This is a genomic window from Streptomyces sp. NPDC038135 (genome assembly GCF_055601245.1).
On the sequence record NZ_JBVJXS010000003.1, the window covers coordinates 208935 to 223199 of the forward strand.

At 72.4% G+C, this 14265-nt stretch carries 14 protein-coding genes and 1 tRNA gene; 10 read left to right on the forward strand and 5 right to left on the reverse strand.

Annotation, left to right across the window (positions count from 1 at the left end):
- Positions 1-35: 35 nt before the first annotated feature.
- Positions 36-1523: an aminopeptidase P family protein gene (locus ACZ7JA_RS09400; RefSeq protein ID WP_351661576.1), complete on the forward strand. Its 1488-nt coding sequence runs from the start codon at positions 36-38 to the stop codon at positions 1521-1523.
- Positions 1524-1604: 81 nt separating this feature from the next.
- On the opposite strand, the gene ACZ7JA_RS09405 is transcribed toward ACZ7JA_RS09400, so the two are convergent.
- Complete coding sequence (locus ACZ7JA_RS09405) at positions 1605-2177, reverse strand: GNAT family N-acetyltransferase (protein WP_389300108.1); 573 nt, start codon at positions 2175-2177, stop codon at positions 1605-1607.
- A 38-nt stretch (positions 2178-2215) separates the two neighbouring features.
- Positions 2216-2662 (reverse strand): ATP-binding protein, encoded by a 447-nt coding sequence (locus ACZ7JA_RS09410; RefSeq protein ID WP_351661579.1) that lies wholly within the window; start codon positions 2660-2662, stop codon positions 2216-2218.
- A gap of 242 nt (positions 2663-2904) precedes the next feature.
- On the opposite strand from ACZ7JA_RS09410, the gene ACZ7JA_RS09415 reads away from it, so the two are divergent.
- The 9 genes from ACZ7JA_RS09415 (at position 2905) to ACZ7JA_RS09455 (ending at position 12760) form a co-directional block, all read left to right on the forward strand.
- Positions 2905-3735, forward strand: a complete 831-nt coding sequence (locus ACZ7JA_RS09415; protein ID WP_470807823.1) for a hypothetical protein — start codon at positions 2905-2907, stop codon at positions 3733-3735.
- A gap of 172 nt (positions 3736-3907) precedes the next feature.
- Positions 3908-4651, forward strand: a complete 744-nt coding sequence (locus ACZ7JA_RS09420; RefSeq protein WP_351661585.1) for a YcnI family copper-binding membrane protein — start codon at positions 3908-3910, stop codon at positions 4649-4651.
- A 90-nt stretch (positions 4652-4741) separates the two neighbouring features.
- Positions 4742-5395, forward strand: coding sequence for an SCO family protein (locus ACZ7JA_RS09425; protein WP_470807824.1), 654 nt, complete (start codon positions 4742-4744; stop codon positions 5393-5395).
- Positions 5392-5865 (forward strand): copper chaperone PCu(A)C, encoded by a 474-nt coding sequence (locus ACZ7JA_RS09430; protein WP_470807825.1) that lies wholly within the window; start codon positions 5392-5394, stop codon positions 5863-5865. Before ACZ7JA_RS09425 ends, ACZ7JA_RS09430 begins: the two co-directional genes overlap by 4 nt.
- Positions 5866-5878: 13 nt before the next feature.
- Positions 5879-7786: a copper resistance CopC/CopD family protein gene (locus ACZ7JA_RS09435; RefSeq protein ID WP_470807826.1), complete on the forward strand. Its 1908-nt coding sequence runs from the start codon at positions 5879-5881 to the stop codon at positions 7784-7786.
- A gap of 8 nt (positions 7787-7794) precedes the next feature.
- A complete protein-coding gene (efeB, locus tag ACZ7JA_RS09440) occupies positions 7795-9096 on the forward strand; it encodes an iron uptake transporter deferrochelatase/peroxidase subunit (protein WP_470807827.1) in 1302 nt (433 codons plus the stop codon).
- A gap of 102 nt (positions 9097-9198) precedes the next feature.
- On the forward strand, positions 9199-10131 hold the full coding sequence (pheA, locus tag ACZ7JA_RS09445; protein ID WP_351661600.1) for a prephenate dehydratase: 933 nt from the start codon (positions 9199-9201) through the stop codon (positions 10129-10131).
- A 551-nt stretch (positions 10132-10682) separates the two neighbouring features.
- The gene (gene serS, locus ACZ7JA_RS09450) at positions 10683-11960 is read left to right on the forward strand and encodes a serine--tRNA ligase (protein ID WP_351661603.1); all 1278 of its coding nucleotides are present in this window, start codon (positions 10683-10685) and stop codon (positions 11958-11960) included.
- Complete coding sequence (locus ACZ7JA_RS09455) at positions 11957-12760, forward strand: HAD family hydrolase (RefSeq protein ID WP_351661606.1); 804 nt, start codon at positions 11957-11959, stop codon at positions 12758-12760. The genes serS and ACZ7JA_RS09455 overlap by 4 nt, the downstream gene beginning before the upstream one ends.
- Positions 12761-12813: 53 nt before the next feature.
- On the opposite strand, the gene ACZ7JA_RS09460 is transcribed toward ACZ7JA_RS09455, so the two are convergent.
- The 3 genes from ACZ7JA_RS09460 to ACZ7JA_RS09470 all read right to left on the reverse strand — a co-directional run bounded on the left by ACZ7JA_RS09460 (position 12814) and on the right by ACZ7JA_RS09470 (position 14264).
- Positions 12814-12954, reverse strand: a tRNA-OTHER gene (locus ACZ7JA_RS09460).
- A gap of 262 nt (positions 12955-13216) precedes the next feature.
- Positions 13217-13456, reverse strand: a complete 240-nt coding sequence (locus ACZ7JA_RS09465; RefSeq protein WP_393432582.1) for an SGM_3592 family protein — start codon at positions 13454-13456, stop codon at positions 13217-13219.
- Between the two features lie 88 nt (positions 13457-13544).
- A complete protein-coding gene (locus ACZ7JA_RS09470) occupies positions 13545-14264 on the reverse strand; it encodes an ABC transporter permease (protein WP_351661612.1) in 720 nt (239 codons plus the stop codon).
- Between the last annotated feature and the right edge of the window lies 1 nt (position 14265).

Consider the following 14265-nt stretch of genomic DNA (forward strand, 5'->3'; position numbering starts at 1 on the left):
CGGGGGAGATCACAAGGCGTATCGAGGAGGATCACGTGGCCGACGAGCTCAACCCGGCTGTCACCGACGAGGCTGCCACCGCAGCTGGTCCGGAAGCCGAGGCCGAGGAGCCCATCAAGCAGCGGAAGAACGGCCTGTACCCGGGCGTCTCCGACGAGCTGGCCGAGAACATGAAGTCCGGCTGGGCCGACACGGAGATGCGTGACCTGCGGCCCGTTCCGCAGGCCGCCGAGACCGCGCGCCGCCGCGCCGCGCTGTCCGCGCGCTTCCCCGGCGAGCGCCTGGTCGTCCCCGCGGGCAACCTGAAGACCCGCTCGAACGACACGGAGTACGCCTTCCGCGCCTCCGTCGAGTACGCCTACCTCACCGGCAACCAGACCGAGGACGGCGTCCTCGTCCTGGAGCCCACCGCCGGCGGGCACCGGGAGACGATCTACCTCCTGCCCCGCTCCGACCGCGAGAACGGCGAGTTCTGGCTGTCCGGCCAGGGCGAGCTGTGGGTGGGCCGCCGCCACTCGCTCACCGAGTCCGAGGCGCTCTACGGCATCCCGGCCGCCGACGTGCGCGAGCTGGCGGAGCTGCTGCGCGAGGCCACCGGCCCGGTCCGGGTCGTGCGCGGCCACGACGCCGGCATCGAGGCGGCCCTGACCGACAAGGTCACCGCCGAGCGCGACGAGGAGCTGCGCGTCTTCCTCTCCGAGGCCCGGCTGGTCAAGGACGAGTTCGAGGTCGGCGAGCTGCAGAAGGCCGTCGACTCCACGGTCCGCGGCTTCGAGGACGTGGTGAAGGTCCTCGACAAGGCCGAGGCGACGAGCGAGCGCTACATCGAGGGCACGTTCTTCCTCCGCGCGCGCGTCGAGGGCAACGACATCGGCTACGGCTCCATCTGCGCGTCCGGCCCGCACGCCTGCACGCTGCACTGGGTGCGCAACGACGGCCCGGTGCGCTCCGGCGACCTGCTCCTGCTGGACGCCGGTGTGGAGACGCACACGCTGTACACCGCCGACGTCACGCGCACGCTGCCCGTCAACGGCACGTACAGCGAGATCCAGAAGAAGATCTACGACGCCGTGTACGAGGCCCAGGAGGCCGGCATCGCGGCGGTGAAGCCGGGCGCCAAGTTCCGCGACTTCCACGACGCCGCCCAGCGCGTGCTCGCCGAGCGGCTCGTCGAGTGGGGCCTGGTCGAGGGCCCGGTCGAGCGCGTCCTGGAGCTGGGTCTGCAGCGCCGCTGGACGCTGCACGGCACGGGTCACATGCTCGGCATGGACGTCCACGACTGCGCGGCCGCGCGCACCGAGACGTACGTGGACGGCACCCTGGAGCCGGGCATGGTCCTCACCGTCGAGCCGGGCCTGTACTTCCAGGCCGACGACCTGACGGTCCCGGAGGAGTACCGGGGCATCGGCGTCCGCATCGAGGACGACATCCTCGTCACCGAGGACGGCAACCGGAACCTCTCGGCGGGCCTGCCGCGCCGCTCCGACGAGGTCGAGGCTTGGATGGCGTCGCTCAAGGGCTGACCGCACCCACCGACCGCCGATGGCCGGGCGCCCGCGGGGGCGTCCGGCCATCGGCGTTCGCGGCGGGTCCGGGAGCCTCCCTCACGGAAGGGGGGCGTGGTCGTGGAGCACGCGCTGGAAGAGCCGGCAGTCCCGCCATGCGCCGTTGATGTGCAGGTACCGGGGGGCAAGACCGATCGGCGTGAAACCGCACTTCGCCAGCACCCGCTGCGAGCCGGTGTTGCAGGTCAGCGTCGACGCCTCGATCCGGTGCAGCCCGACCGTGTCCCGGGCGATCCGGCAGACCTGTTCCACCGCGGCGCTGGCCAGCCCCTTGTTCTGCTGGTCGGCCGCGACCCAGTATCCGAGGTGGGAGCTGCAGAAGGGACCGCGGGAGATCCCGGACAGGGTGATCGCCCCGACGATCCGGCCGTCCGCGGCCTCGAACACCCACGGCACCACGGAGCCCTCGGCGCGCTGCCGCAGCAGCCCCGCTATCCGCTCGGCCTGGCCCCCGGCGGTGAAGAAGACCTCCGGCCGGACCGGCTCCCAGGGCTCCAGATGCGCGCGGTTGCGCACGTAGGCGGCGGCGAGCGCGACGGCGTCGTCCGCGGCGAGCGGGCGCAGGACCGCTCCGCCGGGCATCCCCGAACCGCCCAGGTCGTCGACATGCATGCGGGCACCCTAGCGGCGCGGGCCCGGACCGGCGCCCGTCATGCCGTGAGCAGCGACGGGTCCTTCTTCCACTTGAGGATCTTGTCGAAGCTGACCACGGTCCCGCCCCGGCCCGGCTTGCCGCCGATGTGCACGTGATCGGCGAGTTCCCGGATCAGACAGAGCCCGCGGCCGTGCTCGGCGTCCGACCGCGCGGGCCTGAGCTCCTGGGCCATGGTGAAGCCGGGCCCCGAATCGGCCACCTCGATACGGCACTTCTCGCCGTCGAGGTAGGCGGTCACCCGGTACGCCTCCGAGCAGCCCGTGCGGACACCGTCCCCGCCGTGCTCGACCGCGTTCGCGCAGGCCTCGCTGAGGGCGACGGACAGGTCGTAGGAGACCTCCGGGTCGACGCCCGCGGTCTCCATGGTGCCGATGAGCAGCCGGCGGGCGAGCGGGACGCTGGCGGGCTCGCGGCGCAGATGGAGTGACCACCAGATGCTCATGCTCCAGCCTCCCGGCCGCGGCTCGACATACCGTTACCTATTGCCGCGCGTGCCCGGCCGTAAGCACACCGTTCCCGTGCGGCCGCCCAGAAGGACGACGCGCCCCGGACGGAAACGGTGTACGGAAGATCCGATTCCGGCGGAAGGGGATCTTCCGGTCAGGTCAACGGCGTTCGCGGGATGACCGGATCCGGCGACCTGCCGCGGGTCGCGGTCGGGTCCAGTGCGATGATGACCCCGCCATGACTGCCCCCCACCCCCGCACGGCACCCTCCGGAGCCGGGCTCCGGATGCTACGGGCCGCGGTGTTCGCCGCGGTCTGCGTCGTGCTGGCCGCGGCCGGGCACACGCTGGCCTCCTGCGCGCGGGTACCCCTGTGGACGCTGGGCGCGGGATTCGCGGGCTCCCTGCTGATCGTGGCGCCGCTCGCCGGGCGGGCGCGGTCGCTGCCGGGCATCGCCGCGCTCCTCGCGCTCGGCCAGACCGTGCTGCACACGCTGTTCGGACTGGGCCAGCACGGGGCCGCGGGCGCGACGCCCATGGGCCCCATGACCACGCCGGACAGCGACGGCGTGCTCGTCGAGCGGGCCGCCCGGCTGCTGTGCGGGTCCAGCGCCTCGGCGCTCACCCCCGGGCACGCCTACCGGCTCCTGCTCGACGCGCACCTCGTCGACCCCGCGGGCGCCCCCGCGGGCGCCATGCCGCCCATGCACCACATGGCCGCCGGCTCCGGCGGCTCGCCGGCGTCGATGCTGCCCTCCGTGCCGATGGTCCTCGGCCACGTCCTCGCTGCCGTCATGACCGGCTGGCTGCTGCGCCGGGGCGACCTGGCCGTACTGCGGCTGATCGAGCTGTCGGCGCACGGAGTCACCGAGGGGGCGCTCGTGCGTTCCCTGCGCGCCGCGCTCGCGCTGACCCGCGTCCTGTGCGCCGGGCTGCTGCCCGCGGCCGAGCCGCACCCGCGCGGCCGCCGGGCCGCCCGCGACGAACCGCCCGCCCCGCGCACCACCGCACTCCAGCACACGGTGATCCGGCGCGGCCCGCCCGCGGCCGCGTTCCTCCTCGCCGCCTGACACGACGCGAGCACCACCGCCCCGGAGCCGGAAACGGACGAGCCGGACGGGAGGGGCCGCCGTCGTGCGGCACGCGCGCGCATCTCACCCGGTGGCACGCCGAACGGCTCCGCCACGCGCACGCGTACTCCCGATCACCACCGAACTCACTCGAAGTGGAGTGCTCCCTGCCATGAAGGCTTCTCGTATCGCCGCCGCCACCGCCGTCGCGGGCTCGGCCGTCCTCGCCCTGTCCGGCCCCGCCTTCGCGCACGTCAGCGTGCAGCCCGAAGGATCCGCGGCCAAGGGCGGCTACGCGGTCGTCGACTTCAAGGTCCCCAACGAGCGCGACGACGCCTCGACCGTCAAGCTCGAGGTGAACTTCCCCGCCGACCACCCGCTGGCCTCCGTCATGCCCCAGCCGCTGCCCGGCTGGAGCGTCAAGGTCACCAAGTCCAAGCTCGACAAGCCGCTGACGATGCACGGCGAGAAGATCGACGAGGCCGTCACCAAGGTCACCTGGACCGCCGACGGCAAGGGCGTGGAACCCGGTTACTTCCAGAAGTTCCCGCTCTCCGTCGGCGCCCTGCCCGAGGACACCGACCAGCTCGTGTTCAAGGCGATCCAGACGTACTCCGACAAGGAGGTCGTGCGCTGGATCGAGGTGCCGCAGGAGGGCCAGGCCGAGCCCGAGAACCCGGCCCCGGTGCTGGAGCTGTCCGCCGCCGCCGACGACCACCACGGCACCTCGGCCGGCGCCGACAAGGCCGCCGACGAGACCGACGGCAAGACCGGGCAGACCGCCGCCGCCGACGACAACGAGGGCGCGAAGAGCGGCAGCGACACCACCGCCCGCGTGCTCGGCGTGGCCGGCATCGTCATCGGCGCCGCGGGCGTGGCCTACGGCGTCCTCGCGGGCCGCCGCCGGACCGCCTGATCACCGTTCCGCACGCGCACCGGGGGTCGTGCGACCCTTTCACCGGACCCCCGGTGCGCGCCGGAGTCATCACATCTGGGACATTTTTCTATGCGCAAGAAGACGTTCGCCGCGGCCGCGCTGCTCGCCGCCGCCTCCTTCACCCTCTCCGCCTGCGGCAGCGGTGACGACACCTCGTCGCCGGTCTCCGTGGTCTCCGAGGAGTCCGACTCGGGCAAGGCCGCGACCATCCTCGACCGGCCGTTCGAGAAGCCGGACCTGGTCCTGACCGACACGCACGGCAAGAAGTACGACCTGCGCGCCGAGACCAAGGGCCACCCCACGCTCGTCTACTTCGGCTACACGCACTGCCCCGACATCTGCCCGACGACGATGAGCAACATCGCCGTCGCCAAGAAGGCGCTGCCCAAGGCCGAGCAGGCCGATCTCAGGGTCGTCTTCGTCACCACCGACCCCGACCGCGACACCCCCGCCGAGCTGGGCAAGTGGCTCAAGGGCATCGACCCTGGGTTCACCGGTCTGACCGGCGACTTCGCCACCATCCAGGCCGGCGCCCGCTCACTGGGCATCTCCATCGAGCCGACGACCAAGGACAAGAACGGCAAGACCGTCTCGGTGCACGGCACCCAGGTCATCGCCTTCTCCCCGAAGACCGACGGCGGCTACGTCCTCTACGGCGAGGACACCACCGTCGACGACTACACCAAGGACCTGCCGAAGCTCGTCGAGGGAGCCAGGCCGTGAGGCGTGCCCTCCTGCCGGCGGCCGTGCTCGCCGGCGCCCTCGCCCTGACCGGCTGCGGCTCCGGTTCCGGAGCGGACTCCGGCTCGGGCTCCGCGGCGGCCGAGCTGTCCGTGAGCTCGGTCTACATGCCCCAGCCGGTCTCCCCCGACATGGCCGCGGGCTTCCTGACGATCACCAACCAGGGCGGCGCGAAGGACGCGCTGACCTCGGTCGGCAGCGACGTCGCCGGCCGGGTCACCATGCACAGCACCGTCGGCGGGGCGATGCGGGAGAAGTCCTCCTTCGCGATACCCGCCCACGGCAGGCTGGTCTTCCGAAGCGGCGGCAACCACCTGATGTTCGAGGAGCTGAAGCGCAGGCCGAAGCAGGGCCAGCACGTGACCCTGAAGCTCACGTTCGCCGAGTCCGGGCCCCTCACCGTCGAGATGCCGGTGAAGTCCGCCACGTACAACCCGTCGACCGGACACTGAGGGAGGGACCACCTTGACGCGGACCATCACCCCCCGCCTGCGCACCCTGGTGCTGCTGCTCATCGCCGTCACCGGCGCGCTGCTCGCGGGCGCCGGTCCGGCCTCCGCGCACGCCGCGCTGACCGGCAGCGACCCCGCGCAGGGGGTGGTGGTCGACAGGGCGCCCACCCAGGTGTCGCTCACCTTCTCCGAGAAGGTGGCCATGAACGACGACTCGGTGCAGGTCCTCGACCCCAAGGGCCGGAAGATCCAGGCCGGTGCGCCGGTCAACGTGAGCGGGACCACCTACGCGGTGAAGCTCAAGGGCGGCCTGGCCAAGGGCACCTACACGGTCGGCTACCAGGTCGTCTCGGCGGACAGCCACCCGGTCGCCGGCGCCTACACCTTCTCCATCGGGGCGCCCTCGCAGACGGTCGTCTCCGGTGTCGGCACCACAGCCTCCGACACGGCCGTCGGCCGGCTCTACTCCGCCGGACGGTACGTCTCCTACGCCGGCTTCATCGTGCTCGCGGGCGGCGCCGCCTTCGTGCTGCTCTGCTGGCAGCGCGGCTCGGGCGTACGGCCCCTGCAGCGGCTGGTGGTGGGCGGCTGGCTGGCGCTCACCGCGTCCACGCTCTGGCTGCTGCTCCTGCGCGGCTCGTACACCTCCTCCGGGAAGTTCGGCGACGTCTTCGACCTGGACCTGCTCGGCCAGGTGCTGCAGACCAAGACCGGCGCGGCGCTGGTCTCCCGGCTGCTGCTGCTCGCCGCCGCCGCACTGTTCATCGCCGTCCTCTTCGGCGCCTACAACCGGCGGGAGGAGGCCGAGGAGAAGCGCGACCTCACCTTCGGGCTGGCCGTCGGCGGAGTGGTCGTGGCCGCCGGGCTCGCGGCGAGCTGGGCCATGGCCGAGCACGCCTCCACCGGACTCCAGCCGGGCATCGCCATGCCCGTGGACGTGGTCCACCTGCTGGCCGTCGCCGCCTGGCTGGGCGGCCTCGCCGCCCTGCTCGTCGCCCTGTACCGGGCGCCCGCCGACACCCCGGTCGAAGCCGCCGCCGTCCACCGCTTCTCCCGTCTCGCCTTCGCCTCCGTCCTCGCCCTGGTCGCCACCGGCGCCTACCAGTCCTGGCGCCAGCTCGGCTCCTGGTCGGCGTTCACCGAGACCCGGTACGGGCAGCTGCTGCTCGTCAAGATCGCGCTGGTGGCCCTGCTGGTCGGCCTCGCGTGGATCTCCCGGCGCTGGACGGGACGGCTCGCGGACCCGGCGGCCGAAGCCGCAACGATCGGGGAGCCGGAGCGGGAGTCCGTCTCCGCGCCGGTCTCCGCCGGCCGGGAGGACGCGGAGGGCGCCCCCGGTGGCGGCGAACGCGCCGCCCAGCTCGCCCGGCAGCGGGCCGCGGTCGACGCCGCCCGGCAGAAGCGCCGGCGGGACGCCGACCCGAACCGCTTCGGGCTGCGCCGCTCGGTGCTCACCGAGGCCGGTGTCGCGGTCGTGCTGCTCGCCGTCACCACCTGGCTGACCCAGACCGAGCCGGGCCGCACCGAGCTGGAGGCCAAGGCCGCCTCCTCGTCCTCCTCCAGTTCCTCGTCGTCGTCCGGCGCGCTGACCCTGGACATGCCCTTCGACACCGGAGGCGCCGACGGCAAGGGCCTGGTCCGGATCGACTTCGACCCCGCGCGCGTGGGCGGCAACGAGATGCACGTCTACGTCCAGCGGCCCAACGGACGCGCCTTCGACGTCCCCGAGGTGAAGGTCGCCCTCACCCTCGCCGCGAGGAAGATCGGGCCGCTCCCGGTCACCCCGGACCACATCACCACCGGCCACTGGGCGGCGAGCGGGGTGCAGATTCCCATGGCGGGCGACTGGAAGGTCGCCGTGACCGTGCGGACCTCCGACATCGACCAGGCGACCGTCTCCAAGAACGCGCAGATCGGCTGAACCACACCATGCCCGACCAGTCCCTTCCCGAGACCCGCACGCCCGGCTCCCCGGCATCCGGGACGAGCGCCCACCACGGCGGCGCAGCCGAGGGCCACGGTGGTGTCTCCCGGCGTGCGCTGCTCGGCACCGCCGGGGCCACCGGGCTGGTGCTCGGCGCGGCCGGCGGGGCCGTGGGATACGCCTCGGCGCCCGCCCAGGCCACTCCGCTGACCTCGGTGGGCGCCGGCCGGGCGATGTTTCACGGGAAACATCAGCCCGGCATCACCGAGGGACTCCAGGCCCGCGGCCACCTCGTCGCCTTCGACCTCGCGGCGGGGGCGGGCCGCAAGGAGGCTGCGGCCCTGCTGCGCCGCTGGTCGGCGACGGCCGAGCGGCTGATGGCGGGTGAGACGGCCCCGCACGGCGACACCGGTGTTGCCCGCGACGCGGGACCGTCCTCGCTGACGATCACCTTCGGTTTCGGGCACAGCTTCTTCGGCCGGACCGGCCTGGAGAAGCAGCGCCCGGCGGCCCTGGACCCGCTGCCCGACTTCTCCTCCGACCGGCTCGACAAGGCACGCAGCGACGGCGACCTCTGGGTGCAGATCGGCGCCGACGACGCCCTCGTGGCCTTCCACGCACTGCGCGCCATCCAGAAGGACGCCGGGCACGCGGCCCGCGTCCGCTGGCAGATGAACGGCTTCAACCGCAGCCCCGGCGCCACCGCGCACCCCATGACGGCCCGCAACCTCATGGGCCAGATCGACGGCACCCGCAACCCCAAGCCCGCCGACGCCGACTTCGACCGGCGGATCTTCGTGCCCGCCTCGGCGGAGCCCGCGTGGATGGCGAACGGCTCCTACGCCGTCGTACGCCGTATCCGCATGCTCCTGGACGACTGGGAGACGCTGTCGCTCGCGGCCCAGGAGGCGGTCATCGGGCGCCGCAAGGACACCGGGGCCCCGCTGTCCGGGGGCGACGAGACGACGCCGATGGACCTGGACAAGACCGACGCCCAGGGCGAGCCGGCCGTTCCCGTCAACGCCCACGCCCGGATCACCCGGCCCGACCGCAACGGCGGCGCGGCCATGCTGCGACGCCCGTTCTCCTTCCACGACGGCATCGACCAGGACGGCACGCCGGACGCCGGGCTGCTCTTCGTCTGCTGGCAGGCGGACCCGCTGCGCGGCTTCGTCCCGGTGCAGCGCAAGCTCGACCGGGGCGACGCCCTCTCGCGGTTCATCCGGCACGAGGCCAGCGGCCTGTTCGCGGTGCCCGGCGGCGCGGCCGCGGGAGAGTACGTGGGCCAGCGGCTTCTGGAGGGGTGAATCCGGCCGGGGAATCACCCCTGCGGGGATTCAAACCACCCGGTCGAGTGGCGTCGATGAGACACGGAAGCCGCGCGCCCCGGCGCCCATTAGGGTGAGGACATGCCAGCGAGCTATGCGTATCTCGGTCCCGAAGGCACCTTCACCGAAGTCGCCCTGCGCACGCTTCCGGAGGCGGCCACCCGGGAGCTCATGCCCTACGTCTCGGTGCAGTCGGCGCTGGACGCGGTGCGGGCCGGCGAGGCCGAGGCCGCGTTCGTGCCGATCGAGAACTCCGTCGAGGGCGGCATCACCACCACCCTGGACGAGCTGGTCGCGGGCGAGCCGCTGACGATCTACCGCGAGGTGCTGCTGTCGATCACCTTCGCGCTGCTCGTCCGGCCGGGCACCCGGCTGGCGGACATCAAGACGGTCTCCGCGCACCCGGCGGCCCAGCCGCAGGTGCGCAACTGGCTCAGGAACAACCTGCCGGACGTCCACTGGGAGTCGGCCGCCTCGAACGCGGACGCCGCCCGGCTGGTCCAGGAAGGCCAGTACGACGCCGCCTTCGCGGGCGAGTTCGCCGCCGCCCGGTACGGCCTGGAGGCCCTGGAGACCGGTATCCACGACGCGGAGAACGCGCAGACCCGCTTCGTGCTCGTCGGCCGCCCGGCCCGGCCCGCGGCACCGACCGGCGCCGACAAGACCTCGGTGGTGCTGTGGCAGCGGGACGACCATCCCGGCGCCCTGCGCGACCTGCTGGGCGAGTTCGCCTCCCGGGGCATCAACCTCATGCTGCTGCAGTCGCGGCCCACCGGCGCCGGCATCGGCAACTACTGCTTCTGCATCGACGCCGAGGGGCACATCTCCGACCGGCGGATGGCCGAGGCGCTGATGGGACTGAAGCGGATCTGCCTCCAGGTGCGGTTCCTCGGCTCCTACCCGCGCGCCGACATCCTCCCCGGCGAGGCCCGGGCCACTCCCGCGGGCACGTCGGACGGGGAGTTCGTGGCGGCCGCCGACTGGGTGGCGCGCTGCCAGGACGGCCGGTTCTGAAGCGGCCGTAGACTGCTCCGGTCAGTCCTACCTGCATATCTTCGTTATCCACAGAAGTTATCCACAGGCCCGCTTCTCGACCTGGGGACAAGTCGACAAGGGCGCGCGATCCCGTCGACAAATCGCCCTGCAAGTCCCTCTTGCGGCCACCGTCCCGCACGTCACCCTTCGTCCACCCGTTTCCTTTGGTTCATCTTTTGGGGCGACCCCTTTCCACTCGAAAGTGGGTGTCATCCCAGCTCGCGGCGAGAATTCCTTCGCCGGGCCGAAACTTCCGGAGTGATCAATTCCGGAATCCACAGAGTTTCCGCACAGCCTGTGGATAACTCCCCTGGGGGGCCGGATCGCTGTGGACAACGGCCTCTCCAAGTCCCGCCCCCCGCAAGGAAATCCGGTCAACCGGGAATCCGCCGCCTGCCTCGTTCCAGGGATTGAGACACCTTTTCTTGACACCCGCCACCACTCTGCGCAATTGGCCCGAAACGGCATGTAAGGCGCGAGTCGCAATAGTGAGTCGTGACCTGCGAGCTCGCACCGGTAGCCTTGCTCGCGTGATTGACCTTCGCCTGCTCCGTGAGGACCCCGACCGTGTGCGCGCGTCCCAGCGCGCCCGTGGAGAGGACGTCGCGCTCGTCGACTCCCTCCTGTCTGCCGACGAACGGCGCAGGTCCTCCGGCGTCCGCTTCGACGAGCTGCGCGCCGAGCAGAAGTCGCTCGGCAAGCTGATCCCCAAGGCCACTCCGGAGGAGAAGGCCGAGCTGCTGGCGCGCGCCGAGCAGCTCAAGGCCGACGTCAAGGCCGCCGACGCGGAGCGCGACGCGGCCGACGCCGAGACCCAGCGGCTGCTGCAGCAGCTCGGCAACCTCGTCCACCCCGACGTGCCCGTCGGCGGCGAGGAGGACTTCGTCACGCTGGAGACGCACGGCGTCATCCGCGACTTCGGCGCCGAGGGCTTCGAGCCCAAGGACCACCTGGAGCTCGGCCAGGTGCTCGGCGCGATCGACGTCGAGCGCGGCGCCAAGGTCTCCGGCTCCCGCTTCTACTTCCTCACCGGCGTCGGCGCCCTGCTGGAGCTGGCCCTGGTCAACGCGGCGATCGCGCAGGCCACCGAGGCCGGCTTCACGCCGATGCTGACCCCGGCGCTGGTGCGCCCGCAGTCCATGGCCGGCACCGGCTTCCTCGGCCAGGCGGCCCAGGACGTCTACCACCTCGACAAGGACGACCTGTACCTGGTCGGCACCTCCGAGGTCCCGCTGGCGGCCTATCACATGGACGAGATCATCGACGCCGACCGGCTGCCGCTGCGGTACGCGGGCTTCTCGCCCTGCTTCCGCCGCGAGGCCGGCTCGCACGGCAAGGACACGCGGGGCATCTTCCGCGTGCACCAGTTCGACAAGGTCGAGATGTTCTCCTACGTGACTCCCGAGGACTCCCAGCAGGAGCACAAGCGCCTGCTGGAGTGGGAGAAGCAGTGGCTGACCTCGCTGGAGCTCCCGTTCCGCGTCATCGACGTGGCCTCCGCGGACCTCGGCGCCTCGGCCTCCCGTAAGTACGACTGCGAGGCGTGGATCCCGACCCAGGGCAAGTACCGCGAGCTGACGTCGACCTCGGACTGCACCGAGTTCCAGTCCCGCCGCCTGTCGATCCGGATGCGCGACGGCAAGCAGGTCCGCCCGCTGGCCACCCTCAACGGCACCCTGTGCGCCGTACCGCGCACGATCGTGGCGATCCTGGAGAACCACCAGCTGCCCGACGGCTCGGTCCGTGTTCCCGAGGTGCTGCGCCCGTACCTGGGCGGCCGGGAGGTCCTGGAGCCGGTCGCCAAGTGAGCGCCGGATTCCCCTTCCAGCTGATCGCGACCGATCTCGACGGAACGCTTCTGCGCTCCGACGAGTCGATCTCGCGGCGCACCCGTGACGCGCTCGCCGCGGCCACCGCGGCGGGCGCGGCCCACATCGTCGTCACCGGCCGCGCGGTCCCCTGGACCCGCCACATCCTGGACGACCTCGGCTACGACGGCCTCGCCGTCTGCGGCCAGGGCGCCCAGGTGTACGACGCCGGCGCGCACCGCCTGCTGACCTCGGTCACCCTCGACCGGCAGCTCGCGGGCGTGGCCCTGGCGAAGCTCGAGGCCGAGGTGGGGCCGCTGTACCTGGCGGCGAGCCGGGACGGCCTGGACGGCGAGGTGCTGGTGGGGCCGGGCTACGCGGTCACGGGCAACCTCCCCGCCACCCCGTTCACGGACGCGGCCGACCTGTGGTCCGCCCCGTTGAACAAGGTCTACATACAGCACCCGACGCTCGGCGACGACGAGCTGGCGGACGTGGCCCGGCGTGTGGCCGGCGGTTTCGTCACGGTGGCGATGGCGGGCGCGGGCATCGTGGAACTGCTGCCGCTCGGCCTCTCCAAGGCCACGGGCCTGTCCCTGGCCGCCCGCCGGCTGGGGGTCAAGGCCGCGGGCACCATCGCCTTCGGCGACATGCCCAACGACATCCCGATGTTCGCCTGGGCCGCCCACGGCGTGGCCATGGCCAACGCCCACGAGGAACTCCGGGCGGTGGCGGACGAGGTCACCGCCTCCAACGAGGAGGACGGCATCGCGGCGGTCCTGGAGCGGCTGCTGCCGTAGTCCGCGCGACGTACGACGACGGCGCCGCCACCCGCCCTGGTGGCAACGTCTCGCGGAGGATGCACGACTCGAACGTGCGCGGGCTCTCACACCCGACCTCGGCCCGCTCCGGCTCGACCTCGGCCCGGTGATCGAAACCGGCCTCGTGATCGAACACGGTGCGCGCCAGTGCCTTACCGCTCGGCCAATCCTCCGGGTGGGCGGCCCACGCGAGAGCGACATCGCGTGCTCGAAGCGGCCGCCCCGGGCAGCTCCCCTGAGCTCCACGGAGCGGTGGCTTTCACTCCGGAGCCCGCCCCGGGCTGCCCTGACGGGAGCCGGGCGTACTGTCGTGCATGGACATCGCCCAGCTCCTCTCCCGGTCCGTGCGCCGGGTCCGTCCCGGCCGGTGGGGCACAACCACTGTGCTCCGCGCGGGGGTTGGGCGCCACCGGATTAACCGGGCCCGCGACCGTCCTACCGGCGCCGCCATCTGCGCCGGCGCGCCTTGCCGAAGAACCATCCCGCGGGCGGCTCGTCCGACCGCCAGGGCTGCGGCTCCGGTGACTCGGCGCGCCAGCGGGCGGCGAGCATCCGGGCCCGCGCGGACGGCTCGGAGGTCTCCGCGGCCCGTACGAACGCCTCGTCCAGGACGGTCTCGTCCCAGTCGTCGCCCTCGGCCCCGGCTCCGCCGTGCTCCGGTGTCCGCTCAGCCATCGCGGCCTCCCAGCCGTACGTCCGCTGCGTCCAGTGTGCCCACGCGGAGGTGAAGGCCCCGTCAAGGTGGACCGGGGCCCCCGCGGAACTACTCCTCGCCCGCCAGCTTCAGTGCCCGCAGCTTCTGCCCGGCGTACCAGGTCGCCAGGACGGTGACCACGACGAGCAGCACGGTGGCCGTCGTCAGCCCGACGTCCGAGGTCACCAGGTCCCCGCCGGCGACCTTCTGGGCGACGGCCAGCGACCACTGCTGGACGCTCAGCGTGCGCGCGCCCGGCACCAGGGAGCCGAACAGGGCCTCCCAGACGAGCGCGTAGACGAGCCCGAGGACCACCGCGTGCCGGGACACCGTGCCCAGCAGCAGGAACAGCGCCGAGTAGGCGATGGAGGAGACCAGCGCGGCGACCGTGTAGGCGACGGCGATCTGCTGGCCGTTGCCGTTCAGGATCAGGCCCGCGAGCATGGTCGGCACGGCGGAGAACACCATGGTCACCGCGATCGCGACGATCAGCTTCGTCAGGATGATCGTGGGCCGCTTCAGCGGCTTGGACAGCAGGTACACCACGGAGCCGTCGTCGATCTCCGGGCCGATCGCGCCCGTGCCCGCGATGACTCCGATGATCGGCACCATCGTGGCGAGCGCGAAACCGCCCAGGACGTCGGCGGCCGTCTGGTCGTCCGCGCCGGTCAGGGCGCGCACGGCCACGGAGATCACGAGCAGCAGCAGCGGCAGCGCGCCGAGGATGAGGGCCCGGCGGCGGCCGAGCAGGGCCCGGTAGGTGAGCCGGGCGACGGTGGGGTCGTACATC